23 protein-coding genes and 2 pseudogenes are annotated in these 24,467 nt (G+C 65.6%); 11 read left to right on the top strand and 14 right to left on the bottom strand.

Annotation, left to right across the window (positions count from 1 at the left end):
* Positions 1-2: 2 nt before the first annotated feature.
* Positions 3-347: a hypothetical protein gene (locus G6N50_RS29375; protein ID WP_232068953.1), complete on the bottom strand. Its 345-nt coding sequence runs from the start codon at positions 345-347 to the stop codon at positions 3-5.
* A gap of 579 nt (positions 348-926) precedes the next feature.
* On the opposite strand from G6N50_RS29375, the gene G6N50_RS12350 reads away from it, so the two are divergent.
* Both G6N50_RS12350 and G6N50_RS12345 read left to right on the top strand, forming a co-directional pair.
* Positions 927-1,304, top strand: coding sequence for a carboxymuconolactone decarboxylase family protein (locus G6N50_RS12350; RefSeq protein WP_083094348.1), 378 nt, complete (start codon positions 927-929; stop codon positions 1,302-1,304).
* A 90-nt stretch (positions 1,305-1,394) separates the two neighbouring features.
* On the top strand, positions 1,395-1,769 hold the full coding sequence (locus tag G6N50_RS12345) for a thioredoxin family protein (RefSeq protein ID WP_083094255.1): 375 nt from the start codon (positions 1,395-1,397) through the stop codon (positions 1,767-1,769).
* Between the two features lie 223 nt (positions 1,770-1,992).
* Here G6N50_RS12345 and G6N50_RS12340 read toward each other — a convergent pair whose 3' ends face one another.
* The 10 genes and pseudogenes from G6N50_RS12340 to G6N50_RS12300 all read right to left on the bottom strand — a co-directional run bounded on the left by G6N50_RS12340 (position 1,993) and on the right by G6N50_RS12300 (position 11,039).
* Positions 1,993-3,150, bottom strand: a complete 1,158-nt coding sequence (locus G6N50_RS12340) for a thiolase family protein (RefSeq protein WP_083094254.1) — start codon at positions 3,148-3,150, stop codon at positions 1,993-1,995.
* Positions 3,147-4,361 carry a CaiB/BaiF CoA transferase family protein gene (locus tag G6N50_RS12335; RefSeq protein WP_083094347.1) on the bottom strand — a complete coding sequence of 405 codons (1,215 nt, stop codon included), beginning with the start codon at positions 4,359-4,361 and terminating at the stop codon, positions 3,147-3,149. The genes G6N50_RS12340 and G6N50_RS12335 overlap by 4 nt, the downstream gene beginning before the upstream one ends.
* A gap of 22 nt (positions 4,362-4,383) precedes the next feature.
* Positions 4,384-5,592, bottom strand: a complete 1,209-nt coding sequence (locus G6N50_RS12330) for a cytochrome P450 (RefSeq protein WP_083094253.1) — start codon at positions 5,590-5,592, stop codon at positions 4,384-4,386.
* Between the two features lie 176 nt (positions 5,593-5,768).
* The gene (locus G6N50_RS12325) at positions 5,769-6,605 is read right to left on the bottom strand and encodes an SDR family NAD(P)-dependent oxidoreductase (protein WP_083094252.1); all 837 of its coding nucleotides are present in this window, start codon (positions 6,603-6,605) and stop codon (positions 5,769-5,771) included.
* A 7-nt stretch (positions 6,606-6,612) separates the two neighbouring features.
* Complete coding sequence (locus G6N50_RS29370; RefSeq protein WP_232069058.1) at positions 6,613-6,840, bottom strand: hypothetical protein; 228 nt, start codon at positions 6,838-6,840, stop codon at positions 6,613-6,615.
* A gap of 59 nt (positions 6,841-6,899) precedes the next feature.
* Positions 6,900-7,088: pseudogene (locus tag G6N50_RS29365) on the bottom strand (SRPBCC family protein); the annotation flags it as partial.
* 39 nt (positions 7,089-7,127) lie between these two features.
* Positions 7,128-8,780, bottom strand: a complete 1,653-nt coding sequence (locus tag G6N50_RS12315; protein ID WP_083094251.1) for an acyl-CoA synthetase — start codon at positions 8,778-8,780, stop codon at positions 7,128-7,130.
* An 8-nt stretch (positions 8,781-8,788) separates the two neighbouring features.
* On the bottom strand, positions 8,789-9,409 hold the full coding sequence (locus tag G6N50_RS12310; protein WP_083094250.1) for a PaaI family thioesterase: 621 nt from the start codon (positions 9,407-9,409) through the stop codon (positions 8,789-8,791).
* Positions 9,406-10,035, bottom strand: coding sequence for a cysteine hydrolase (locus G6N50_RS12305; protein WP_083094249.1), 630 nt, complete (start codon positions 10,033-10,035; stop codon positions 9,406-9,408). The genes G6N50_RS12310 and G6N50_RS12305 overlap by 4 nt, the downstream gene beginning before the upstream one ends.
* Positions 10,032-11,039, bottom strand: a complete 1,008-nt coding sequence (locus G6N50_RS12300; RefSeq protein ID WP_083094248.1) for a Rieske 2Fe-2S domain-containing protein — start codon at positions 11,037-11,039, stop codon at positions 10,032-10,034. Before G6N50_RS12300 ends, G6N50_RS12305 begins: the two co-directional genes overlap by 4 nt.
* Positions 11,040-11,124: 85 nt before the next feature.
* Here G6N50_RS12300 and G6N50_RS12295 point away from each other — a divergent pair.
* The 5 genes and pseudogenes from G6N50_RS12295 to G6N50_RS12275 all read left to right on the top strand — a co-directional run bounded on the left by G6N50_RS12295 (position 11,125) and on the right by G6N50_RS12275 (position 15,806).
* A pseudogene (locus G6N50_RS12295) lies at positions 11,125-11,595 on the top strand (nuclear transport factor 2 family protein).
* On the top strand, positions 11,582-13,204 hold the full coding sequence (locus tag G6N50_RS12290) for a flavin-containing monooxygenase (protein WP_083094247.1): 1,623 nt from the start codon (positions 11,582-11,584) through the stop codon (positions 13,202-13,204). Before G6N50_RS12295 ends, G6N50_RS12290 begins: the two are co-directional and overlap by 14 nt.
* Before the next feature lie 18 nt (positions 13,205-13,222).
* A complete protein-coding gene (locus tag G6N50_RS12285) occupies positions 13,223-14,365 on the top strand; it encodes a PHB depolymerase family esterase (RefSeq protein WP_083094346.1) in 1,143 nt (380 codons plus the stop codon).
* Positions 14,365-14,745, top strand: coding sequence for a nuclear transport factor 2 family protein (locus G6N50_RS12280; RefSeq protein ID WP_083094246.1), 381 nt, complete (start codon positions 14,365-14,367; stop codon positions 14,743-14,745). Before G6N50_RS12285 ends, G6N50_RS12280 begins: the two co-directional genes overlap by 1 nt.
* Positions 14,742-15,806, top strand: a complete 1,065-nt coding sequence (locus G6N50_RS12275) for a TIGR03857 family LLM class F420-dependent oxidoreductase (protein ID WP_179970120.1) — start codon at positions 14,742-14,744, stop codon at positions 15,804-15,806. Before G6N50_RS12280 ends, G6N50_RS12275 begins: the two co-directional genes overlap by 4 nt.
* Positions 15,807-15,837: 31 nt before the next feature.
* On the opposite strand, the gene G6N50_RS12270 is transcribed toward G6N50_RS12275, so the two are convergent.
* Positions 15,838-17,334, bottom strand: coding sequence for an acyl-CoA carboxylase subunit beta (locus G6N50_RS12270; RefSeq protein ID WP_083094244.1), 1,497 nt, complete (start codon positions 17,332-17,334; stop codon positions 15,838-15,840).
* A gap of 139 nt (positions 17,335-17,473) precedes the next feature.
* On the opposite strand from G6N50_RS12270, the gene G6N50_RS12265 reads away from it, so the two are divergent.
* The 3 genes from G6N50_RS12265 (at position 17,474) to G6N50_RS12255 (ending at position 20,663) form a co-directional block, all read left to right on the top strand.
* The gene (locus tag G6N50_RS12265; RefSeq protein WP_083094243.1) at positions 17,474-18,496 is read left to right on the top strand and encodes an LLM class F420-dependent oxidoreductase; all 1,023 of its coding nucleotides are present in this window, start codon (positions 17,474-17,476) and stop codon (positions 18,494-18,496) included.
* Positions 18,497-18,507: 11 nt separating this feature from the next.
* On the top strand, positions 18,508-19,728 hold the full coding sequence (locus tag G6N50_RS12260) for a cytochrome P450 (protein ID WP_083094242.1): 1,221 nt from the start codon (positions 18,508-18,510) through the stop codon (positions 19,726-19,728).
* 113 nt (positions 19,729-19,841) lie between these two features.
* The gene (locus tag G6N50_RS12255) at positions 19,842-20,663 is read left to right on the top strand and encodes an SDR family NAD(P)-dependent oxidoreductase (protein ID WP_083094345.1); all 822 of its coding nucleotides are present in this window, start codon (positions 19,842-19,844) and stop codon (positions 20,661-20,663) included.
* Positions 20,664-20,678: 15 nt separating this feature from the next.
* Here the strand turns inward: G6N50_RS12255 and G6N50_RS12250 are convergent, their stop codons facing one another.
* Both G6N50_RS12250 and G6N50_RS12245 read right to left on the bottom strand, forming a co-directional pair.
* Complete coding sequence (locus tag G6N50_RS12250) at positions 20,679-21,836, bottom strand: Zn-dependent alcohol dehydrogenase (protein WP_083094241.1); 1,158 nt, start codon at positions 21,834-21,836, stop codon at positions 20,679-20,681.
* On the bottom strand, positions 21,833-23,065 hold the full coding sequence (locus G6N50_RS12245) for a cytochrome P450 (protein WP_083094240.1): 1,233 nt from the start codon (positions 23,063-23,065) through the stop codon (positions 21,833-21,835). The genes G6N50_RS12250 and G6N50_RS12245 overlap by 4 nt, the downstream gene beginning before the upstream one ends.
* A gap of 356 nt (positions 23,066-23,421) precedes the next feature.
* On the opposite strand from G6N50_RS12245, the gene G6N50_RS12240 reads away from it, so the two are divergent.
* Positions 23,422-24,381 carry an alpha/beta hydrolase gene (locus G6N50_RS12240; RefSeq protein WP_083094239.1) on the top strand — a complete coding sequence of 320 codons (960 nt, stop codon included), beginning with the start codon at positions 23,422-23,424 and terminating at the stop codon, positions 24,379-24,381.
* The last annotated feature ends 86 nt before the right edge of the window (positions 24,382-24,467 follow it).

Genomic DNA, 24,467 nt, shown 5'->3' with positions numbered 1-24,467 from the left:
CGTCATCCGTGCCCGTAGATGACCCGCAGCATCTTGAGGTTGATACGGACGAAGCGCCCGAACTGGACGAAGACGTTCTGACGCATCCGCAGCGTCGAATGGGTGGGCAGCGGTGCGTCGGCAATACGCTCGGCTGTCAGCGCATTCACGTCTGAGTAGGTGTTCTCGTCCATCGCGTGCCTCTCACTCAGGATCAGCCACCAGAACGGGCGGGCTCGCCTTGTAAAGGCGCACTCGAACGCCGCGCCCTCGCAGGTGCAGGTGCCGGTGCCGTGTTCGACGCCAATTACCAGGCGCTGCTTCTCGCCTGCCTTCAACTTGGCGACGACCAGGTCGAGCGCCTCCACCGCCTCGGATCGCCGTGGCGAGCCCCTGATGAAACGTGATCCCCTTGCGCTGGTAAATCGGTTTGAGGGGAAGGAGTAACTCCTCGGTCAAAGCCGGCAATTCGACTAACGCCAGGATGCTCCAAGGTCAGAATGCGCGTGGTGATGTCCCAGTTCTAGGGCCCATTGACTCTATCGGGGGTGGCCTAAGTGCTACATCGTTCAAAACATGACTGATAGGCCCGAATTGGGGAGGGTCACCACCAGCGAGGCTCAACAGCCCTCTGCCAATGAATCATACGAGCGGCCGAGTCGGCTGGGTCAGATCGCGGCATGGGTGGGCATCGTTGCCGGTGTGGTGTTCGTGACCGCCGTCATCTTTTTCTCTGGTGTCGCGCTGGCCATGTCCACATACGAGGGCGGATGGCCACACCGTGATTGGGTGGACGACGCTGATGGCAACGCAGGCAGGTGCCCGATGATGAACCCAGGCGGCATGATGCCACCGGGAGGCCCGCGTTCGGTGGGGCCGCCCGGAAGGTAACCGGCCCAGATCTTCGGAGGGAGAATACCCCTACCCGTATAGGTGTTGTTATGAGTATGACGAAAGACCGCCACCACCAGGTCCTAGACGACCTCAATCTGCAGCACCGCGCCCTGCGCAAGATGATCCCCGAGGTATATCGGGGATTTGCAGAGATGAGTAACGGCGCGTTGTCCTCGGGCGCTTTGGACAGGAAATTCAAGGAGCTGATCGCGATGGCGATCGGCGTCGTGGCCGGCTGCGACGGTTGCATCGCCTCCCACGCCCAGGGGGCAGCCCGTGCCGGCGCGACTAAGGAGGAGGCCGCGGAGGCGATCGGCGTCAGCATCCTTATGCACGGCGGGCCCGCGACGATCTACGGTGCTCGTGCCTATGACGCGTTCTGCGAATTCGCAGACGAGACCGCGAATACCGGCGCCGGATCGCCTCAATGATTTGTTATGCAGGACCGTCGGTGGCCCCGGGTGTCGCTGGCGTCTTCGGCCTCCCTGCGGGGCCGGCCCAGAACCCCGAAAGGAACACTGATGACCGTCAAAACACTGACCGGCGCCGATTTCGAGTCGACGATACGCGCAAATCCGATCGTGTTCGTCGACTTCTGGGCCCCTTGGTGCGGACCGTGTCGGGCTTTTGCGCCGACCTTCGAACGGTCGGCACAAAACCACCCGGATATCGTGCACGCCAAGGTGAACCCCGAAGCCGAGCGCGCACTTGCCGCTGCCGTCGGCATCCGGTCGATTCCGACAATCATGGCATTCCGTGAGGGAACCCTCATCTACAGTCAGCCGGGAGCAATGTCACCCGCGGTGCTGGGCAACCTGATCGGTCAGATCGAAGGGCTCAACATGGAGGCGGTCCGTGCGAAGATCGCTGAGCGCAAAGCTGCGGTAAAGGCGTAGCGGCCGAGGCTGTTTCGCCCTACCATAGAGAACAACCGTGTGCTATCTCGTGCGTTGCAGCCACTGCGGCAAGATCACGTGGGCGGGCTGTGGTCAGCACGCCGAGAGCGTGATGAAAAATGTGCCCACCGACCAACGGTGTACCTGCAGGCGTAGCGGCGCCAGGTAATGGCGTTCATGTCGCACGGCGCGGCCGGCATCGGCTCCTCGGCGCCCACCCCGCTCAGGTGGTGAGGATCGTCGCCGCGGCGGTGCCCGGCGCGCCATAGAGCTGAGTGAATCCCACCTTTGGGTTGCCGGGCACTTGGCGCCCGCCCGCCTCACCGCGGAGTTGGCGCACGATTTCGTGGATCTGCCGCAGGCCGGAGGCGCCGATGGGCTCGCCGTTGGCGATCAGCCCGCCGTCGGTGTTGACCGGCATCGCCCCGTTGATCTCGGTGGCGCCGTCGGCCAGCAGCTTCTCCTGATCGCCGTGCTCGCAGAATCCGCACTCGGCCATGTGGATGATCTCGGCGCCGGCGTCGGTGTCCTGCAACTGGATCACGTCGACATCGTCGGGGGCGATGCCGGCCTTCTCGAACGCGCTACGTGCGGCGTAAACCGTTGGGGCCACGTCTTCTTCGACGGGAGCGCAGGTGGTGTTCACCTCGTAGGCGCCGTAGCGGCGGGTGCGGACCTCCACCGCCCGCAGGTAGACGGGCTTGGCGGTGTAGCGGTGCGCGATGTCCGCGCGGCACATGACCACGGCCGCGGCCCCCTCGTCGGGCGCACAGAACATGTATTGGGTCAGCGGATAATTGAGCATCGCCGAGTTCAGGATGTCTTCTTCGGAGATCGGCTTGCGGCGAAATGCGTTGGGGTTCATGGCCCCGTTGCGGAAGTTCTTGGCGGCGACCCTGGCCAGGGTCTGCTGGGAGATGCCGTGGTCGTGCAGGTAGCGGTTGGCCTTCATGCCGAAGAACTGAGTCGTGAGGTATTGCCCGTTCTCCGCATACCAGCGCGGCATCCCAACCAGGGCGGGGTCCTCGGTGAACGCTCCCCGCGGGTGCTTATCCAGCCCGACGGCGATCCCGATGTCGTAGTCGCCCAACCGGATGCCGTCGGCGCACGCCTTGGCGGCGCTGGCCGCGGTCGCGCACGCGTTGAACACGTTGGTGAACGGGATGCCGGTCAAGCCGACCATGCCGACGATCGCGTCCGGGTTGGCCACCGTCCAGCTACCGCCGGTGGCGAATTGGACGTCCCGCCAAGCGATACCGGCGTCGGCAACCGCGGCGAGGATGGCGTCGACGCCCATCTGCATCGCCGACTTCCCCTCGAAGCGCCCGAACGGGTGCAAACCCACGCCGATGATGGCGACATCGTTGCTATTGGAGGTCACGCAATGGCTCCTGCGTCCTTGAGTTCCTCGATGCGGTCCCAGTCCATGCCCAGCTCCATCAACACCAGCTCGGTGTGCTCGCTGGCCTGCGGCGCGCGCGTCGTCGTCAACGGCTCGTGGTTGAACTGCACGGGGCCGCGGACCACCCGGAACGGCTTGCCGCCGGCGGCGAGCTCGACCTCGGCGATCATGTCGTTAGCGATGGCCTGCTCGTCGTCGATCAGGTCGATGAGGCTCTGGAACGGTGCCCATTGGCCCTTCATCGTTTTGAGGTGTTGCCGCCAATAGTCAAAGGGCTTGCCGGCAAAGGCCTTTGCGATCAGTTCGGCGGCGGCGTCGGCGTTCTGGATCAGCGGAAGCACGTCGGAGAAGCGGGGATCGTCGGCCGCCTCGGGGATGCCCAGGTGCTCGAACGTGTCGCGGATCAGGCCGGTCGGGCTGATGATGCACAGGTTGATCGTGCCGCCGTCGGAGGTTTCGTAGTTGCCCATGAACGGGTTCACCGACTGCGCGCCGGAACCCGGCATCGGGGTGCGCATGACCTCGCCGGTCTCCATGCCCTGCGTCACGCTGGCGCCCGCCGCCCACCAGGCCGTGCTCAGCAGCGACACGTCGAGCTCGACGGCCTCGCCGGTGCGCTCTCGGTGCAACAGCGCGGCCGAGATGCCACCCGCGATGAACATGCCGCCGATCGAATCGCCGAACGCGGGAATGCCTTGTCCCAGTGCACCGCCCAGCTCCTCCGGTGTCAGCGCGTAACCGATGCCGCTGCGCGTCCAGAACGCCGTTCCGTCATAGCCGCCGGTGTCACGCTCGGCCCCTTTGTCGCCGTAGGCCGAACCGCGGGCATACACGATGTTCGGGTTCACCGCGCGGATGTGCTCCACGTCGAACTTGTGCTTCTGTCGCTGCGCGGGCATGTAGTTGGTGAGGAACACGTCGGCGGTCTTGGCCAGCTCGTAGATCACTTCCTGACCGCCCGGCGTCGAGACGTCGATGCCAACGCTGCGTTTGCCCCGGTTGGGATGCTCCATCAGCGGGTGCCGCTCCGGATCGAGTTGAATGCCACCCATGTTGATGAAGCCCCGTTGGGTGTCGCCGCGCAGCGGGTGTTCGACCTTGATGACGTCCGCTCCCCAGTCCGCGAGGATCGCTCCCGCCGCCGGGACGAAGGTGAACTGCGCAAGTTCCAGGACCCGAAAGCCCGCCATGACTTTGACCATTTTGTGGACCCTACTTCGCGTCGAACGTCACCGGAAGCGCATTCGGTGACCGGAAGGGCTGACCGTGGATGTGCGGGTCATCCTCGGTCAGCAAGCTGACGTTGGTCAGCCGGTTCAACAGGCATTCCATTGCGACGCGCGTCTCCAGCCGCGCCAGATGCAATCCCAGGCAGGTGTGCTCACCGGCGGCGAACGAGATGTGCGGCGTGGGCTTGCGGAAGATGTCGAATTCTTCGGGGCGTTCCCAGCGCCGCTCGTCGCGGTTGGCTGATCCGATGCACACCCCGATCACCGAACGTGCCGGAATCTTCACACCTTCCAACTCGGTGTCCTCGGTCGTGAAGCGTTGCACGGTGGTCAGCGGTGTTTCGTAGCGCAGCCCTTCCTCGATGGCGGGTGCCAGAAGCTCGCGGTCGGCTTGCAGCGCGGCGAACTGCTCCGGGTGCGTGAGCAACAGATAGAGCAGGTTTCCCGAAGAGCGGTAGGTAGTTTCCAGCCCGGCGGGCAGCAGCAGCCGCAGGAACGAGTAAATGGCTTCGTCGCTGAGCTTTTCGCCGTCGATCTCCGCGGTGACCAGGTCGCCGATGATGTCCTCGGTGGGCTTGGACTTGCGCTGTTCGATCTGCTCGACGAAGTACTCCTTGAGCGCCGTCGACGCCTCGAAGGCACGCTCGTAGCTGACGTGGTAGCTGATCAACTGCACGGCGCGGGTGTGGAACATCGGCAGGTCGTCATCGGGCAGCCCGAGCAGCCGGGCGATGACCCGGGTGGGAAATTCGAAGGTGAACTGCCGGACCAGGTCGGCCCTGCCGGTCTCGATGAATTCGTCGATCAGGGCATTGCAGATCGGCCGCACAATGGTCGGCTCCCAGCGGGCCAGCGCCTTCGACTTGAATGCCGCGGACACCAGGTTGCGGTGTTCGCGGTGCTTCTTGCCCTCCATCGCGAGGATCGTCGGACCCATGAACAGGCCGATGGTCTTGTCGTACGGCTTGGAACTGAACACCCGGCCGTCCCGGAACACCGTGTTGACCGCGTCGAACGACATTGCGGAGTACTCCCGCTTGGGCATCAGGGACTCCGGCGTCTTGGAGTAGTCCATCACCGAGCCGGCGAACACGCCGGCCTCTCGCCGTTTGCGGGCAAAGAACGGGTAGGGGTCGCGCAGGCTGACGGTCTCGTCGCCGGCACCGGCGGCGGTGTGAACGTTGGTCGTCACCTGATCTCCAGCATCTTGATCTCAGCACGATCGAACACTTCTTCGTGAGATCGTACTGTAATTATTACAGTAGGCAATATGGGCATGACCGGGCGAGGCCGCTCGCCGGCCCGGACACCGAAGGTGATTCATGAGCACACTCGACGAACGCCCTCACGGCACAGTCGAACAGCGTTCTAGCGGTCGGCGTGCGCGGAGTTGGTCAGCCTCGCGGCGCGCGCCAGCAGGCCCGCGTAGCGCACACCGAGCAACCGCGGCATCGCGGCCATCGCGCGCCCGTCGGCCCCGATGAGGATTCTGGCCTGATTCCTTTCGGCCCCACGCAAAATGAGCTGGGCGGCCTTGGTGGGAGAGGTGAGTGCAGCGCGGTCGAAGAGTTTGGCCGCGACCTCGGGATCCTCGGTGTCCGACGTGCGCATGTTGGCTCCGAAGTTGGTACGCACGACACCGGGATGCACGCAGTGCACGGTCACGGGACGGCGTTCGATGATCATCTCCTGCCGCAGCGCTTCGGTGAAGCCACGCACCGCGAACTTCGAAGTGCTGTAGGCGCCTTGGTAGGGAATCGCGATCAGGCCGAAGGCGCTGGACAGGTTGATCAACCGGGCGGGGCGTCGCGGCGAACCGGCCTCGATGAGTTGTGGCAGAAAGGCTTTGGTCCCGTTGATGACGCCTCCGACGTTGATGCCCATCAGCCAGTCGAAGTCCTGCCAGGACATGTCCGCCACGCTGGCGAACAGGTCGACTCCGGCATTGTTGAACAGCATTGCCGCGGGGCCGTGCTGGCGGCGCACCTCTTCGGCGAAGCTCATCACCGCATCCCGGTCGGCGACGTCGACCCTATAGGGCGTGACCTGCCCGGCGGGACACGCCGCCTGGGTCTCGGCCAGGCCGTTCGGGTCGATATCGGATGCCGCGACGTGCGCCCCATCCCGGGTAAGCGCCCGCGTCAAGGCGCGGCCGATACCGGAGCCGGCACCGGTTACCACTGCGACACGACCTTGGTACTTCATGAGTTTGTCACGCCTCCACTCCTGCCTCGACGATCCGGCGGATCCGGTTTACCGAAACGTCGAGGTTCTTCTGCAGATCTCCGCGACGGTCCCGGACGAGCAAGAACAGGTGCTCGAATGCGACCGCGCCGAACGGAAGCCGAACGCACATCCGGAACGTTTCGGTGAGACGCGTTGTGCCGGAGGTGGAACCGGGCTCGATGAGGTACGTCCATTGCGTCCAGTCCTTACCCATCGCCTGAACGACGAATGAGAACCTGTGTCCGGTTCGGCTTCGACGACGTCGGCAACGGTGCGCCACCGGCCCAGGCGACGGCGGTTCCAGGCCTGGAAACGGTCCGGCCCCAGCCACTTTGCGCGCGTTGTCTCCGGACTCCACTCCGGAATGCGGGTGACGTCGGAGACGACGGCGTAGATCCGCTCCGGGGAGGCCCGCACTTCGGTCGATGCCGTGAGCGTCTCGTCCTGTTGCAGCAACGACATGATCTACGCCTTCCCGCGGCGGGCCGCCGGCAGCACCGGTCAGCCGTTCCCCGCTTGCTCGCGCGCCCAACGGTAGTCGGCCTTGCCCGACGGGCTGCGTTCGATGACCGGCCGGAACACGACCGCTTTGGGGAGTTTGTAGCGCGCAAGCGTCTGCGCGGCGTGCGCCACCAGTTCTTCGGACTCGGCGCTGGCTCCCGGTGCAAGCGCCACCACGGCGACGACCTCCTGGCCCCACCGTTCGCTCGGCCGGCCGGCGACCACCACGTCGGCCACCGCGGGATGCGACGCGATGGCCGTTTCGACCTCCTCGACGAAGATCTTCTCGCCCCCGGAGTTGATGGTGACCGAATCCCGGCCCAGCAATTCGATGGAGCCGTCGGTGCCGTGGCGCGCGCGGTCACCGGGGACGGCGTACCGGACGCCGTCGATCACCGGAAATGTCTTGGCCGTCTTGGCCGCATCGCCCTTGTAGCCGAGCGGAACATAGCCCCGCTGCGCCAGCCAGCCCATCCCGTCGTGGCCCGGATCCAGGATTGCCGTCAGGTCCTCGCCGGCCACGAAGGTGTCCGGCCCGGCGTTGAACGTGCCCGTGGCCACCGCCCCCGACGTCGACATGTGGTGCATCTGCGCCCCGGTCTCCGACGAGCCGACGCCGTCGATGACAACGGCGTTCGGCAGCGCTTCGATCAGGCGTTGCTTGACGTACGGGGTCAGCAGCGCGCCGCCGTTGGCGACGACCGTCAGCGACGACACGTCGGCGATCCCCTTCTCGATCGCGGCGACCAGGGGGCGCGCCATCGCATCGCCCACCACCGTGACCACCATGACTTTTTCCCGCTCGATGGTGCGCACCACGTCGTCGACGTCCAAATGATCGACGACCGTGGGAAAGACGACGGACTGCCCGGTGGTGATGGCGGTCATCACGCTCCACTGGGCCGCACCGTGGATCAGCGGCGGCAGAATCATCAGCTTGGTACCCGCGCCTGAGGCGGCACGTTCGACGATCTCGTCGATGGAGTTCGACGGCTCGCCGGTCATGAGATTCCGGCCGCCGAACGAGGTCATGAAAATGTCGTGCTGGCGCCACAACACGCCCTTCGGCATGCCCGTCGTGCCACCGGTGTACAGGACGTACAAGTCGTCGGCGGAGGGCTGCACCGGCGGCGGTTCCGGCGACACCGACGCCAGGGCCGCCTCGTAATCGACTGCGCCCTCGACCAAGTCGTTGCCCGAGTCGTCCGCGATCTGGATCAGCACGCGCAGCTGTGGCAGGTCCGGCAGGATCTCGGCCACCCGCGGCGCGAACGCGGCGTGGTAGAGCAGCGCGGTCGCGCCGGAATCCGCCAGCAGATATTGCAGCTCGCTTTTCACGTAGCGGAAGTTGACGTTGAACGGGGCGACTCGCGCCTCGAAGGTGCCCAGCAGGGCCTCGACGAATTCGTTTCCGTTGTAGGCGTAGAGGCCCAGCAGGTCTTGGCCCACCTCGTGGCCGCCCAGCGCGGCGCGCTCGGTGTGGCATCCCAGTCCCTGGGCGTGCAGGTACGCTGCCAGCCGGCTGGAGCGCTCGATCACCTGCTGGTAGGTGTAGCGCCGATCCCCCTGGATGATCAGCTCCCGATCGGGGATGGCGGCGGCGACCGCCTTCGCGACGGCCGGAACCGTGAATGCTGTTGTGGTGTCGGACATCGTGCCACTCACGGCTGGTGGGGTAGCAAACGAACCATCAAGCCGTTGGCTTCGCTGAGCAAGGTTCCATCGGCGGCTATCATAGTAGCGTCAATGAAAACTTTCCTACCCTCGACGCTGGTGATGCGGCCATGGGCGGTCAGCGGCTGTTCAATGGGGGTGATGTTGCGGAAGTCGACGTGCAGATAGGCCGTGCGCGTCGGCCGGATGCCCGCGGTGGTCACGACCATGCCGAACAGCCAGTCATAGAACAGCGGGATCATGCCGCCGTGCACCGCCCGGTTGCCGCCGATGTGCGACGTGGTGAAGTGACCGGCCATCCGCACGCCGTCGCGACCGGACTCGGTCAACAGCCAGGGCGGCATGAGGGGATGGGCCAGGCCGGGCAGGCTCAGCACCCGGCCGGCCACCGCCTCGGTCTCCGGGACCTCGTGGCCCTCCAGCAGCGCGCAAGCGTCCTCCAGGTGCGCGGTCGCGGCGGCCCACAGCGCGGGGTCCGGCTTAGTGGACACGGTCAGGTCCTGCAGGCGACGCAGAGCGGCGACGAACGGGCCCAGTTCCGCGGGAGCGTGCTCCACGGGGGTGACATCGGGGAATCCGCCACGCACTTCGGGCGCCGTTTCGGTCATCGCGTTCCCTCGTCCCATGCCCGGAGCAGATCGTCGGTGCTGGTGATGGTGGCCAGCAGCGACAGCGTGTTGGCGATCATCGCTGCACCATAGTCGGCGGGTACACCGGCGACCGCATCGCGGGGCAGGACCACCCGGTAGGCGGCGTTGACGGCGTCCATGACGAGATTTGGGATTGCGATGTTCAGCGAAACGCCAACCACGACAATGGTCGACACCCCGAGATTGCGCAGCACCGCGTCCAGGTCCGTGCCGCCCATCGGGCCCACGCCGTGCCACCGGCGCAACGCCAAGTCCGAAGGCTCCGGCCCCAATTCGGGCAGCAGCTCCGCACCCGGCGTGCCGGGCGTGATGTCCACCCGGCTGCCGCCGCCCATCGCGAAAATCTTCGCGTTGTGATTGGAGCCGAGCCCGTCGGGCCGCCGCTGCACCAGGCAGTGCACGACGCGCACCCCGGCCGCCCGGGCCGCGGGCAGCAGGCGCGCGATGTTGGGCAGCGCCTCGCGGCGGGCCTCCTCGGCGAGCATCGCCAGCCCGGCATCGGGGCCCATCACCGCACCCTGGCACTCCTGGGTGACGATCGCGGTGCGCTCGGGTGCGACCAGTCCGGCCAGCCGGTCCGTCATGCGGGGGCGCCCGCCGGAGCGACATCATAGAATTGTGTCGCCCATTTCCTCAGTGCCATATAGCCTTTCGCGTCGACCTTGGACAGCGCGGGGTGTTCCACGTATTTCTGGTAGCGCCAGATTTGCAGGTCGTCGAACACGGTGGACAGGAATTGTTTCTCGATGACCTCCCGCAGTTTGCCGTCGGGAATGGCCGCGGTGTCGCCGGGGAGCCGCGGCCACCAGATCGAGTAGAACAGGTCCGAGCATTCGTCGTCGACCGGTGTGCAGGTGAAGATCAGCCGATGATTCTGTGCGCCCTCGAAGACGCTGATCGCACCGCCGAGGCCGAACAAGTGGCTGTGGAAGCGCAACGCGAGATCGTCGGGGTTGTCGCTACGCGCATCCGGCCAGCCCGCGACGAACCGCCATTCCTGGTCGACGATCTTCCAGTCCAGCACCCGGGGCGTCACGGTGGCGTGGTGCACGTACTCGAAATGCGCACTGTCGGAGGCATTCTCGGCCACGATTTGCGGATGCACCGGTTCCCGTTCCGCGCGCCGGGAAAATTCCGGGTACGCCCGGTAGTACGCCGCCGGATCGGTCTCGAATTGCGGGAACTTGTGGAAGATGTCCGGCATCTCCCATTGCGGCTCCTTGCCGTCCGGGTGGTGCCAGACGAAGACGCAGTCGTACTGCTCCCGCACGGGGAACACCTTGAGCCGTAGCCCGCGGTTGGGCCGGTCCGGCTGATAGGGGATGTATCGGTTGGTGCCGTCCGGACCCCAGCGCCATCCGTGGAAGGGGCATTCGACGCAGTCGCCGATCACCTTGCCGCCATGGCCGATGTGCGCGCCGAGGTGTTTGCAGTGTGCTTCCAGGACGTGCAGCTCACGTTGTTCGTCCCGGTAGGCCACCAGATCCTCGCCGAAATAGTGCAGCGGCCGGACCTCGCCGATGGGGAACTCCGGCGACCAGCCGACCATGAACCAGCCGGTGACCTTCCAGGTGAATGGGACTTTCACGCGAAGCCTCTCAATTCCCGATAGATACTAAGTCCGTTACAGTATAGATTTCAGCAGTCTGGTTCGTAAGCGGCAAGGGAGTGACATGACTGAGGCGGCTGACGAGCTGGAAGCGCTTCGCCAGTTGAAGGCACGCTACTGTCGCTTTCTCGACACCAAGGACGTCGAAGCCTGGCGCGACGTGTTCACCACCGACGTCGTAGTCAGGCTGGACATGGCGGTGTCGACCGCCGGCGCCGATCCCATGACCGCGGCACCGATCGAAGGCGTTGACAACTTCGTTCCCGTGGTGATGGGCGGGCTCGAGAACGTAGGCGACCCTGCACTTCCTCTGCAGGAAAGTCACACCCCCGAGCTCAGCCTCACCTCGGCCACCACCGCGACCGGCATCTGAGCGATGGAGGACCTGCTGATCTTCGGTGACGGCCGCGAGTTGTACGGGGCCGGTCACTACCACGAGACCTACCAGAAGAGCGACGGCCGCTGGCGGATCAAAAGCCTGCACCTGACCCGAACCATCTTGAAGATGACCGGTGGTGACGATGGCCGAAGCTGACACATCGTTCGATGTGCTCATCATCGGCGCCGGATTCTCCGGGCTGTACATGCTGCACCGGCTGCGGCAACTCGGGATATCGACCCGGGTGCTCGAGATGGCCGGAAACGTCGGCGGCACCTGGCTTTTCAACCGGTACCCGGGTGCACGATGTGACATCGAGAGCATCGAATACTCCTACAGCTTCTCCGAAGAGATTCAGCAGGAGTGGGTTTGGACCGAGTCGATGCCGGCCCAGCCCGAGATCGAGGCCTATCTGAACTTCGTGGCCGACCGGCTCGACCTCCGTCGCGACATCCAATTCGGCACCAAGGTCGTCGCGATGACGTTCGACGAAGGGGCCGGCGTGTGGCTGGTGCGCACCGAAGCCGGCGAATCCTTCCGGGTGCCGTTCGTCGTCGCCGCCTCGGGCATTTTGTCGGTGCCGCTGGAACCCGACATTCCCGGAATGGACACCTTCGCCAGGACCTCACTGTTCACCAGCCGCTGGCCCGAGGGCGGCGCGGACCTCACCGGCAAGCGCGTCGGCGTCATCGGCACCGGCTCGACCGGCGTTCAGCTCATTCCGGTGGTTGCCCGAGAAGCCCTGCACCTGAGCGTGTTTCAGCGCTCGCCCGCCTACACGCTGCCCTGGCGGGTGCGCCGGTTCGAGCCGGGCGAACTCGACGAGATGAAGGCGCGTTACGACGACATTCGGGCTGCCCAACGAGCCCACCCGATCGGGGCGGCGCGGTTGAGCGCCTTCTCCGTCCTGCTCGAGATGCTCGGCAGGCCACCGCTGAAGTCGGCGACACGCGAGGAACAGCTGCGCGCCATCGAGGAGAACGGTGTGATGGGCGCGTTGAACTGGGGCGACATCTTCTTCGACATCGAGGCCAACCGGATGGCCGCCACACTGTACGGCGAGGCGGTGGCCCGGATCGTCAAAGACCCGGACACCGCCGCGTCATTGGTGCCGGTGCATTCCTTTGCGTGCAAGCGACCGATCATCGACCAGGGCTACTACGAAACGTTCAACCGGGACAACGTCACCCTGGTCGATCTGCGGAAGTCGCCGATCCGCGAGGTCACACCGGGCGGCATCCGCACCGAGAACCAGCTGCACGAACTCGACGTCATCGTCTACGCCACCGGATTCGATGCCATGACAGGCGCGCTCAGCCGGATCGACGTCCGCGGTCGAGGCGGGATGTCGCTGGGCGAATTCTGGGCCACCGAAGGACCGCTGTCGTATCTGGGCATCGCGGTCGCCGGCTTCCCGAACCTTTTCACGGTTCAGGGCCCGGGCAGCCCGAGCGCCGCCACGAACTTCGTCGCCGCGCTCGAACAGCACGTGGAGTGGATCGGTGACTGCATTGCGTATTTGCGCGCCAACGACCTTCGCACCATTGAGGCGCTGAGCACCGCTCAGCAGGGTTGGATCGAACACGCCACCGCGCTGGTTGCGCCGACGGTGTTGGTTCACCAGTCGTGCAACTCCTGGTACAACGGCGGCAACGTGCCGGGCAAGAAGCGGATGTACAAGGGTTATACCGGCGGCATTCCCGAATACCGGCGCCGCTGCGACGAAATCGCGACCGGCGGATACACCGGTTTCAAGCTGGCCTAGCTGGTGAAGGTGAGCGACATGGCAATGGCATTGAACGGACTGGGACTGGCCAAAGACGTGGCCCGCGAACTGGGAATGCTGGTGCCGCGCACGGTCGCCGGGCTGCAAGAGTCGACCGGCTGGGCGCCACTGTCGCCACGCGGTGCGCGCCAGTTCGGCGAGGCGATGCTCGACGAGCTGGTGCTGAGCGGCTTTTCGCTGCTGGGCAGAAGCCCCGCGGCGATGCGGCCGTTGGATGCGTGCACCGCCGCGGCCGAGGAGCTTTCGTCGCTCGGTATCGACCGCGCCCATGTCGACCCGAAACCGTTGCGGGCAACCTCCATACACAGGCGCAGCATCGCGGGTCTGGCGTATGAACGGATGGCCTTCGAGCACGACCCGGCGTTGCCCGCCACGCTGGAGGCCGACGGCCTTGGCGGGCCGGCTCGGGCGGTGGTGCACCTGTGCCGGCACCACGACGGGCCCAGGCCGTGGTTGGTATGGGTACACGGCGCCGGCCAGGGTGGCACCGAAGACCTGCTGCTGTCCCGGATCGGACGGCTGCATCACAAGCTGGGGTTCAACGTCGCGCTGCCGGTGCAGCCCGGCCACGGTTGCCGACGGCGCCAATGGCCGGTCTATCCCGACATGGATCCGCTGGGCAATGTCGCGGGAATGATGCGCGTGGTCTCCGAGGTGCGCGCCGTCGTGCGCTGGGTGCAGCCGCAAGCCACCGCCGTTGTGGTGGCCGGGATTTCGATGGGCACTCCGGTGGCCGCGCTGGTTTCGCACCTGGAGAAGCAGACCGACGCCGTCGCCCTCTACACGCCCATCCTGGGGCTCAACGCCATGATCGCGCGGCACCTGCAGCGGTGGGGCCCGTCGCGGGACGGGTTTCGCGAACTGCTGGAATCCCCCGTGGTCAGCCAGCTGACGTCGGTGATCGATCCCTTGGCGGTCACTCCGGCCCCGCCGCCGGATCGCCGGCTCATCGTCGGAGCGTGGCACGACCGGATGGCGATGCGCGAGCCCACCGATGCCTTGCAGGAACGGTGGGGTGGTCAACTGTACTGGTATGACGGCAGCCACGTCGGACACATCTTCTCGCGGCGCGTGCAGTGCGTCACCGACCGTTTTCTGCGCGACGTCGCCTCGCGCCAAGACGACCCGGTGCCCGACTGATGGCGGCCACGTGGACGGCACGTACGGTGGTCGAGCTCTACAACCTCGTCGTGTGGAACGAATGCAACATCGGCCTGGCCGCGGAACTGTTGGCCGACACAGTGATTCGGCACGAAGTCGGCGGGGCGCGCACGCTGACCCACGCCGAAGCGGTGCAGCGGGTGGCGGACATGTGGCAGATGGCCGACTCGCTGCACTTCGACCTCAACGTTGTCATCGAGGGCGACGACGGCGAGCACGTGGCGATCGTCTACGACTCGACGATCACCACCAAGGACGGCACCGAGACCAACATCGCCAGCATCGAGGTGTTCCGCGTCGTCGATGGCAAGATAACCGAGGTGTGGAACTGCGGCTACCAGCAAGGGGTTTGGAATTGAGTGAGCGTTCGCTTGACGAATTGGGCTTCTACCTGCTGGCCGGGGCCGGTGGTGAGGGCCCGGCAACCTTGATGGACGAGGCCCGTCGCGGCGAGGAACTCGGCTTCGGCACCGCCTTCATCTCCGAGCGGTGGAACGTCAAAGAGGCGTCGTCTCTGGTGGGGGCGGCGTGCGCGGTGACCAATCGAATGCAGATCGCCACCGCCGCAACCAATCACAACACCCGCCATCCCTTGATCACCGGCTCGTGGGGGACCACGATGCATCGCCTGTCCGGCGGCCGGTTCACCCTGGGCATCGGCCGTGGCATCGCCGCGATCTACGGGGCCTTCGGCATCCCGCCGGTGACGACGGCGCAGATGGAGGACTGGGCCCGGGTCATGCGCCGGCTGTGGCATGGCGAGCTGATCTTCAACCACGACGGCCCGATGGGCAAGTACCCCATCCTGTTCCTCGATCCCGACTTCAACGAAGACATACGGTTGGCGCTGGTGGCCTTCGGGCCCAACACGCTCGCGCTAGGGGGACGCGTGTTCGACGACGTCATACTGCATACCTACTTCACCCCCGAGACCCTGCAGCACAGCGTCAAAACCGTGAAGTCGGCCGCGGAGAAGGCCGGCCGTGACCCCGACAGCGTCCGGGTGTGGTCGTGTTTCGCCACCGTCGGTGACCATCTGCCCGAGGAACTGCGGTTGAAGAAGACCGTGGCGCGCCTGGCCACCTATCTGCAGGGCTACGGCGATCTGCTGGTCGAGACCAACAACTGGGATCCCGCTGTGCTGCAACGCTTCCGGGAAGACCCGGTGGTTACCTCGATCGCGGGCGGGATCGATCACAAGGGCACGGCCGAGCAGATCGAGCACATCGCGACGCTGATTCCCGACGAATGGCTGGAACCGTCGGCCACCGGGTCGGCGCAGCAGTGCGTGGACCGCATCCGCAAGGAATTCGACTACGGGGCCGACGCGGTCATCATGCACGGTGCCACACCCGACGAGCTCGAGCCGATCGTCGCTCATTACCGCGAGACTGTAACTACCGACGCTCCCACTCGGTAAACGCGTCGCTAGTTGCAGTTTCGCGGCAGTCCTAAGGCATGATGACGGTCCGGGTGACCGGTTCGGCGGCCGCCTGCCTGCTGGACAGGCCGCGCTTCAGAGAGGCGAGCAGGGCGTCACGCGTCTCCCGGGGATCGATCAGTTCGTCGAAGCCCATGTGCTCGGCGGACCGGAAGGACGCCTGCAGCTCGGCGTCGCGCAGCTTGACCGAGAGGTCTTCGCCGGCGTGTGACGCGCGGCTGAGCGCCGCGGCGCTCATGGCGCCCATCGTCGCGCCGGGGTACGCGAAAGTCGCGACCTGATGGTCGAAGCCCAACAGCGACATGACCATGGACCCGAACCCATACGCCTTGCGCAGCGTGACATGCAGTTTCAACGTGGTGGCGGCGGTCTGCGCGGCGAACATCCGCGCGCCGGCACGTAACACACCGCTGCGCTCGGAGCGGCTGCCGGGCAGCATGCCGGGATTGTCGGCAAGGAACACGATGGGCAGGTGAAACGAGTCGGCCACCATGATGAAGTGCGCGGCCTTGTCGGCGGCGTCGGCGTCGATGGAGCCGGCCAGCACCTGCGGCTGGTTGGCCACTACCGCGACCGGATGGCCGCCGAGGCGGGCGAGCCCGCAGATGATCGCCTTGCCGAACTGCGGCTGTACCTCGAACCAGTCGGGGATGTCGAATACGACGTCGAGCACGGCACGCATGTCGTAGACGCGGCGGTTGTCCCGGGACACGATGTCGAGCAGCTCCGGCGTCTGCCGCGGCCCAGTGGTCCCGTCCGCGGGCAGTGGTGGCGGGTAGGACCAGGCGCTCGGCGGGAAGTACGACAGATAGCGCCGGACGTCGTCGAGGACCGCCGCGTCGTTGTCGGCGACGTTGTGGATCACCCCGCTGGGCAAAGCGACGGTCGGCCCGCCGAGGTCTTCCTTCGAAATCTCTTCTCCGGTGGACTCTTTGACGACGGGTGGTCCGGCGGTGAAGATCGCCCCCTGGGCGCTCATGATCCGGAAGTCGCAGACCGGGGCCACCAGCGCGCCATGTCCGGCGGAGGGGCCGAGCACGGCCGCGACGGTCGGCACCCGGCCCGAGCACTGCGCCTGGGCGAGCAGATCGGTGGGGGTGCGCCCGTAATGCGCGCCGGTGGGGCGAAAGCCGGCGCCTTCGAGCAGCATCACCAACGGAATCTTGTCTCGCAGCGCCAGTTCGGCGATGCGGTACCGCTTCGAGTTGCCGCCGGGCCCGATGCTGCCCGCCATGGTGGTGAAGTCCTCGGCGCCCAGCATCAGCGGTGAGCCGTTGATCTCACCGGAGCCGACGACCAAGCCGTCGGCCGCGATCTCGCCACCAACCAGGGTGCCGAGTTCGCGGAATGTGCCCGGATCGAGGAGGTACTCGATTCGCGCCCGCGCGTCGAGCTTGCCCTTGCTGCGATGTTTGTCGAGCCGCTCCGGCCCGCCCATGTCCCACGCCTGCTGACGGCGCCGCTCGAGGTCCTCGAGCGTTTCTCCCCAGTCCTGGGCTTTCGGCATGCCTATGTCCTACCTCATGGAGATTCGTCGCGCGACCAGTCCTACGGTGGCGACCCGCTGCGTCCGGCTACGCCGAGCTTTGCGATCGCCACAGATTTGTAGGGTCACATACTGGATTGCTTACTGTAAAGTTACCCGCATGCCCGACGCCGCCCGCCTCAAGGTCGACGGGGGCATCCCCAATCGGCTTGCACAGGTGGCCGATGCGTGCGCCGTTCTAGAAGAGCAGGGGTACGACGGGGGCTTCACCGCCGAAACCAGTCACGACCCTTTCCTCCCGCTGCTGCTGGCCGCGGAACACACGTCGCGGCTCGAACTGGGCACCAACATCGCGGTGGCGTTCGCGCGCAATCCCATGATCGTCGCCAACATCGGCTGGGACCTGCAGGCGTATTCGAAGGGCCGGTTCATCCTGGGGCTGGGAACGCAGATCCAGCCACATATCGAAAAGCGATTCAGCATGCCGTGGAGTCATCCGGCGGCCCGGATGGCCGAATTCGTGTCCGCGTTGCGGGCGATCTGGTCGGCGTGGACGGACGGCACCAGGCTTCGTTTCGAGGGCCGTTTCTACACCCACAAGATCATGACTCCGATGTTCACCCCTGAGCCCCAGCCATATCCGCCGCCGAAGATCTTTCTGGCCGCCATCGGTGAGGCGATGACCGAGATGTGCGGCGAGGTCGCCGACGGTCACCTGGGGCATCCGATGGTCTCCAAGCGGTATCTCGACGAGGTGACGGTGCCGGCGCTGCTGCGCGGCATGCAGCGCGGCGGCCGCGATCGCGGCGACTTCGAGGTGTCGTGCGAAGTGCTCGTCGCCACAGGTCGCACCGACGACGAATTGGCCACTGCCGCCGCCGCGGTGCGCAAGCAGATCGCCTTTTACGGCTCGACGCCGGCCTATCGCAAGGTCCTCGACCTGCACGGGTGGGGCGAGCTGCACACCGAACTGCACCGGCTTTCGCTGTTAGGGGAGTGGGACGCGATGGGATCGCTGATCGACGACGAGGTGCTCGGGGCGTTCGCCGTCGTCGGGCCGCTCGACACCATCGCCGCCGCCCTGAAAACCCGGTGCGAAGGTGCCGTCGACCGTGTCCTGCCCATCTTCTTGACCGCGTCGCAGTCCTGTATCACCGCCGCATTGAAGGAGTTTCACCAGTGAGCGCAACGACGATGGACGAGGCCGCGAAGCTTTTGGCGGACCCGTTAGCGTACACCGACGAGCAGCGGCTGCATGCAGCGCTGACGCACCTGCGCGCCAACGCCCCGGTGTCCTGGGTGGAGGTGCCCGACTACAAGCCGTTCTGGGCGATCACCAAACACGCCGACATCATGGACATCGAACGCGAGAACATGCTCTTCACCAACTGGCCCCGGCCGGTGCTGACGACTGCGGAAGGCGACGAGATGCAGGCCGCCGCCGGCGTGCGCACGCTGATTCATCTCGATGATCCGCAGCACCGGGTGGTGCGCGCGATCGGCTCAGACTGGTTTCGTCCAAAGGCGATGCGGGCGTTGAAGGTTCGCGTTGACGAGCTGGCCAAGATCTATGTCGACAAGATGATGGCGGCCGGCCCGGAATGTGACTTCGTCCAGGAAGTCGCCGTCAATTACCCGCTCTACGTCATCATGTCGCTGCTGGGCCTGCCCGAGGCCGACTTTCCGCGCATGCTCAAGCTGACCCAGGAGTTGTTCGGCAGCGACGACTCAGAATTCAAACGGGGCAGCTCGAACGAGGATCAGCTGCCGGCGCTGTTCGACATGTTCCAGTACTTCAACGGTGTGACGGCGTCGCGCCGCGAGCATCCGACCGAGGACCTCGCGTCGGCGATCGCGAACGCCCGCGTCGACGGCGAACCCTTGTCCGACATCGACACCGTGTCCTACTACCTGATCGTGGCCACCGCCGGGCACGACACCACCAGCGCGACTATCTCGGGCGGGCTGCACGCGCTCATCGAGAACCCCGACCAGCTGCGGCGCCTGAGCGACAACCTCGACTTGATGCCGCTGGCCACCGAGGAGATGATCCGCTGGGTTACCCCGGTCAAGGAATTTATGCGGACCGCCGCCAAGGACACCACCGTGCGTGGAGTGCCCATCGCCGCCGGGGATTCGGTGCTGCTGTCCTACGTTTCGGCCAACCGTGACGAGGACGTGTTCAGCGACCCCTTCGGCTTCGACGTCGGCCGCGATCCCAACAAGCACATGGCCTTCGGGTACGGGGTGCACTTCTGTATGGGCGCGGCGCTGGCCCGCATGGAGGTCAACAGCTTCTTCTCCGAGCTGCTGCCCCGACTCAAATCCATTGAGCTGACCGGTGACCCGGAACTGGTAGCCACCACCTTCGTCGGCGGACTCAAGCATCTGCCGGTTCGGTACTCGCTGGCCTGAGAGCGGCCGGCGCCTCGATCGGGAGCGTCGGCGCCCTGACGGTGTGAGCGGTCCGCTTTATTGTCGTCGACGTCACAGCGCCTATCGCTACACTCCCGGTGGAGGTCTCGGCAATGACGCGCAGAACGATGGTCATCACGGGCGCCAGCGACGGGATCGGTGCGGCGGCGGCCCGCCGGCTCAGCCGCGGCGGTGACAACGTGGTGCTGGTGGGACGCTCGGAGAGCAAGACCGCGGCCGTGGCCGCGGAGCTCGACGCCGACTACTTCGTCGCTGACTTCGCCGACCTGTCCCAGGTGCGGGCCCTTGCGGACAAACTCCGGTCCGAATACCCGCGCATCGACGTGCTCGGTAACAACGCCGGGGGTGTGTTCTCCAAGCTGCGGCGAACGGCCGACGGCCATGAGATCACTCTGCAGGTCAACTATCTGGCGCCGTTCCTGCTCACGTCGCTGTTGCTGGACGTGCTGGTCAGTTCGCGGGCGACGGTCGTCAACACGTCCAGTTCGTCGCAGCGGCTGCTGCGCAACGTCAAGCTCGCCGATTTCGACACGACGGACCGGCGCCGGCCCAGCGCCGCCTACGCGGTGGCGAAGTTGGCAAACATTTTGTTCACCAAGGAATTACATCGTCGCTTCTGCGCCGACGGACTGTCGGCGGCGGTCGTGCACCCCGGTTTCGTCAACACCAACATCGGTCACTCGTCCGGATCGTGGTTCCTGACCACCATGCAGCGCACGCCGGTCAGCCGAATGATCAAGACCGCGGATCACGGCGCCGACCAACTGGTCTGGCTGGCGACCAGCCTGCCCGGTGTCGACTGGGCGCCCGGCGAATACTATGCGAAAGGCAAAGTCGCCAAAGCCAATCGGGCGGCCTATGACCCCGTGCTCGCGCGTGAGCTGTGGGATCACGCCGTCGCGAAGCTCTTCTGAGCGGTACCCGGAGCCTTAGCCGACGCCGAAATCGATGATGCCCCGGACGATCTTGCCGTTGAGTAGATCGTCGTAGGCGTCATTGACCTCGTCGAGTCGATAGCGCTTGGTGATCATCTCGTCGAGCTGAAGCTGACCGGTCTCATAAAGTCTGGCCAGCCGGGCGATGTCCGCCTTCGGGTTGCACGAGCCGAATATGGTGCCCGCCAACGTCTTGTTCATCAGGATGAAGTCCTGCAGGTCGATTTTGACCGACCGGGTCAACTGCGACGTCATGCCGGTGAGGACGCAGGTGCCGCCCTTGCGGGTGAGCTTCACCGCGTCGCGGACGTCCTCGGGGGTGATCAGCGACGGTGAGACCACCACCGCGTCGGCCATCACCCCATAGGTCAGACCGCGCACCAGGTCCAGCGCCTCGTCAATCGTTGCCGTGCTGTGCGTCGCGCCGAATTGCAGCGCCGATTTCTGTTTGAAATCCACCGGGTCGACGGCCACGATCTGGGCGGCGCCATTGATCCGGGCACCCTGGATCGCGCCCGTGCCGATCCCGCCGACGCCGATCACCGCCACGGTATCGCCGGCGCGCATGTTCGACCGGTTGGCGACCGAACCGTAGCCGGTTGGAATGGCACAGGACAGCAGCGCGCTCGACGCCAGTGGCAGGTGTTCCTCGATCTTCACCAGCGAATTGGTCGACACCACAGTGTGTTCGGCGAATGCGCCGACCTTGGCGATATGGCCCAGGTTGCGGCCGTCGGCGGTGTGGTGGCGGAACGTGCCGTCCGTCGGCATCCCCGGGATCATGGTGCCGATGCCGACGTCGCACAGGTATTCGATTCCGCTGGCGCACCAACGGCATTGGCCGCACACGGCGACGAAGGACATCACCACGTGGTCACCCGGTGCGAAATCGGTGACGCCGGGGCCGACCTCGCGCACGATGCCCGAGCCTTCGTGGCCCCCGATGGTCGGGAACATGGTCGGCAGCCCCATGGATCGCATCACCTCGTTGGGCGCCGACATGTCGCCTTTGAGAATGTGGTCATCGGAGTGACACAGGCCGGCGGCCGCCATCTGTACCAGTACCTCGCCGGCCTTGGGGGGATCGAGCTCGAATTCCTCGACAGACCAGGGTCCGCCGACGTCGTGCAGGATCGCTGCGCGGCTTCTCATGCGGCGGGGGCGAAGGTGACCGGCAGCTTGTTCGGCGACCGGAAGGTGAGCCCGACGATTTTGGATTCCTCGCCGGTTCCGTCGTCGGGCACGAACGCCAGATCGTCGACGCGGTCGAGGAGGCTGTTCAACATGACCCGCGTTTCCAGCCGGGCCAGATGCATGCCGAGGCACATGTGGATGCCGCCGGCGAAGGCGATGTGGGATTGCCGCGGCCGGCGGATGTCGAACGTGTTGGGATCGGTCCAGCGGCTCTCGTCGCGGTTGGCCGAGCCCATGCACATGTCGATCTGGGCATCGGCCGGGATTGTCTTTCCGCCGATTTCGACCTCTTCGGTCGTGGTCCGCATGACCATGGTCAGTGGCGTTTCGAACCGCAGGCCTTCCTCGATCGCCATCGGTATCAATGACCGGTCCCGGTTGACCATTTCCAGCTGTTCGGGGTGGGTCAGTAGCAGGTAGAGCAGATTGCCCGATGAGCGGTAGGTGGTCTCCAGACCGGCCGGCAGCAGTAACCGCAAGAAGGCGATGATGGCCTCGTCGGTGAGTTTCTCCCCGTCGATTTCGGCGGCGACCAGGTCGCCGATGATGTCATCGGTGAGCTTGCGCCGGCGCTGCTCGACTTGTTTGAGGAAGTAGTCGTAGAGCTCCGTCGCGGCGTTCAACCCCGCCATGATGTCGGTGGGGATCGAGATCAGGTCGAGGGACAGCCGCCGGAACAGGTCCAGATCCTCGGCGGGCAGGCCCAGCAGCGTCGAAATGATGCGTGTGGGAAATTCGAAGGTCACGGCCTTCACCAGGTCAGCATGACCGTCATTCTTGATTTCGTCTACCAGTCGATCGCAGACCGGCCCGATGACCGACGGCTCCCAGCGTTCCAGCGCGGTCGCGCGGAACGCCTTGGCCACCAGGTTGCGGTGGTCGTGGTGTTCCCTGCCGCCCATCGCCAGGATGGTATGTCCCATCACCAGCCCGATCGTCTTGTCGTAGGCGGCCGACGTGAAAACCCGGTCATCGCGAAAGGCTTGGTGGACACCGTCATAACCGAAAAGGACCCACTCGTCGCTGGGCCTCAGCTCCTCCGGCAACTGCGTGTTGTCCGAAAGCGACCCGTGCCATACCGGGTCGGTGTGCCGCATGTGTTCGAAGAACGGGTAAGGGCTGGTTTCGCCGGTGAAATCGAGCGGGGGTACGACGGGCTGACCGTTCGGGCCAGTGCTGAGCGTCATCAGCGCTCCTCCTGAAACAACCGATAAGGCCGTTCACGCGGACGGGTTTACGAGTGCCCGCGGGATCCACGGCGGGGATGTACCGAGCGGAAAATAGCTATCATAGTATAAATAGCAACGAAGCCCAACGGCGTAGGCAACGCCACTTGAACGGTGACCGATGTGCGGCATGCGCGGACCCACCGACGTGGCTTCAGTTCCGTCGCACGCCGGTCCGCCGGACTGGAGTCGCGGTGCCGAGCACCTCGTGTGTCACCCGCTAAAAGCGCAGGTCTATCTTGAAGGTGGTTTCCGGCACGGGGCACCGTCCGGGACCGCCGAAGCGCCCGCACGACGAGCCCGAAAAACGAGTTGACATGACACAGACGAACCTGGCCCGGCCGCACGGCCTCAACCGCATCGATCCGGTGTTGCGGGACGCCGCCGTGGAGTTGGGCGCCTTCGAATTTCGCGCCGAGACACTGACCGCCGAGCGGGAACACGCCAACCTGCTGGGCGCGCAGCGCGCGGCATCGGCCGGCACCACGGGCGTCTCCATCGATTCACGATCCATCGCCGGGCCGGACGGTCAGCAGCTGGGCCTGCGGCTGTACCGCGGCCGCACGGAATCCTCCGCGCCGCTGGTGGTGTACGCCCACGGTGGCGGGTTCGTCACCGGGAACCTCGAGACCGACCATGCGCACTGCGTGGAGCTGGCCCGCGACGGTGGCTGCCTGGTGGTTTCGGTCGACTACCGACTGGCGCCCGAGAATCCCTGCCCGGCGGCGCTCGACGATGTCGAAGCGGCCTTCCGGTACGCCGTCGAGAACAGCGCGGAGCTGGACGCCGACGCCGGCCGCATCGCGGTGATGGGCCGGGATGCCGGCGCCGCGCTGGTCGCGGGCCTGACCCAGCGCATGTTCGACCAGGAAGGCCCGAGGATCCTGATGCAGATCCTGCATCAGCCGATGCTCGATTCCGATGCCACGCCGTCGCGTCGCGAATTCCAGCGCACCCCGGGCCTCAACGGCCCGGCCGTCAGCCGGGCGTGGAACCATTACCTCGGGCACGCCGGCGCCAACGGTCAGCATGTGCCCGCGCACCGAGCCAATCTCGAAGGTCTGCCGCCCACGTTCATCAGTTGCTCCGAGATCGATCCCTGCCGCGACGAGGCCATCGACTACGCCAACCGGCTGCTGCACGCGTACGTCCACACCGAATTGCACGTGATCGCCGCGACCTTCAACGGCTTCGACTCGATGGTCCCCGATTGGGTTGTTTCCCAGGAGAATCGGGCGCTGCACGCGCAGGCGCTGCGCCGCGTGTTCGCCATATAGGTCCGACCGCGCCCCGCTGAGCCGGCGCCTTGTCGAGTTGGTGGTCGACGGTCCCCTTTTACCGATTGAACTCCGGTATCTCTTAC

The sequence above is a fragment of the Mycobacterium mantenii genome (assembly GCF_010731775.1).
Classification (GTDB): domain Bacteria; phylum Actinomycetota; class Actinomycetes; order Mycobacteriales; family Mycobacteriaceae; genus Mycobacterium; species Mycobacterium mantenii.
The sequence above is the reverse complement of the archived record's forward strand: the minus strand, read 5'-3'. Positions and strand labels throughout refer to the sequence as shown.

What these genes read in the sequence shown, in the direction of transcription:
- G6N50_RS12325 (WP_083094252.1), bottom strand. Translation starts at nt 6,605, where the DNA reads ATGAAGTACCAAGGTCGTGTCGCAGTGGTAACCGGTGCCGGCTCCGGT.
- G6N50_RS12290 (WP_083094247.1), top strand. Translation starts at nt 11,582, where the DNA reads ATGGCCGAAGCTGACACATCGTTCGATGTGCTCATCATCGGCGCCGGA.
- G6N50_RS12265 (WP_083094243.1), top strand. Translation starts at nt 17,474, where the DNA reads ATGCCCGACGCCGCCCGCCTCAAGGTCGACGGGGGCATCCCCAATCGG.
- G6N50_RS12345 (WP_083094255.1), top strand. Translation starts at nt 1,395, where the DNA reads ATGACCGTCAAAACACTGACCGGCGCCGATTTCGAGTCGACGATACGC.
- G6N50_RS12310 (WP_083094250.1), bottom strand. Translation starts at nt 9,409, where the DNA reads ATGACCGAAACGGCGCCCGAAGTGCGTGGCGGATTCCCCGATGTCACC.
- G6N50_RS12270 (WP_083094244.1), bottom strand. Translation starts at nt 17,334, where the DNA reads ATGCCGAAAGCCCAGGACTGGGGAGAAACGCTCGAGGACCTCGAGCGG.
- G6N50_RS12335 (WP_083094347.1), bottom strand. Translation starts at nt 4,361, where the DNA reads ATGGCGGGCTTTCGGGTCCTGGAACTTGCGCAGTTCACCTTCGTCCCG.
- G6N50_RS29370 (WP_232069058.1), bottom strand. Translation starts at nt 6,840, where the DNA reads ATGGGTAAGGACTGGACGCAATGGACGTACCTCATCGAGCCCGGTTCC.
- G6N50_RS12255 (WP_083094345.1), top strand. Translation starts at nt 19,842, where the DNA reads ATGACGCGCAGAACGATGGTCATCACGGGCGCCAGCGACGGGATCGGT.
- G6N50_RS12240 (WP_083094239.1), top strand. Translation starts at nt 23,422, where the DNA reads ATGACACAGACGAACCTGGCCCGGCCGCACGGCCTCAACCGCATCGAT.
- G6N50_RS12315 (WP_083094251.1), bottom strand. Translation starts at nt 8,780, where the DNA reads ATGTCCGACACCACAACAGCATTCACGGTTCCGGCCGTCGCGAAGGCG.
- G6N50_RS12350 (WP_083094348.1), top strand. Translation starts at nt 927, where the DNA reads ATGACGAAAGACCGCCACCACCAGGTCCTAGACGACCTCAATCTGCAG.
- G6N50_RS12260 (WP_083094242.1), top strand. Translation starts at nt 18,508, where the DNA reads ATGGACGAGGCCGCGAAGCTTTTGGCGGACCCGTTAGCGTACACCGAC.
- G6N50_RS12285 (WP_083094346.1), top strand. Translation starts at nt 13,223, where the DNA reads ATGGCAATGGCATTGAACGGACTGGGACTGGCCAAAGACGTGGCCCGC.
- G6N50_RS12245 (WP_083094240.1), bottom strand. Translation starts at nt 23,065, where the DNA reads ATGACGCTCAGCACTGGCCCGAACGGTCAGCCCGTCGTACCCCCGCTC.
- G6N50_RS12280 (WP_083094246.1), top strand. Translation starts at nt 14,365, where the DNA reads ATGGCGGCCACGTGGACGGCACGTACGGTGGTCGAGCTCTACAACCTC.
- G6N50_RS12250 (WP_083094241.1), bottom strand. Translation starts at nt 21,836, where the DNA reads ATGAGAAGCCGCGCAGCGATCCTGCACGACGTCGGCGGACCCTGGTCT.
- G6N50_RS12305 (WP_083094249.1), bottom strand. Translation starts at nt 10,035, where the DNA reads ATGACGGACCGGCTGGCCGGACTGGTCGCACCCGAGCGCACCGCGATC.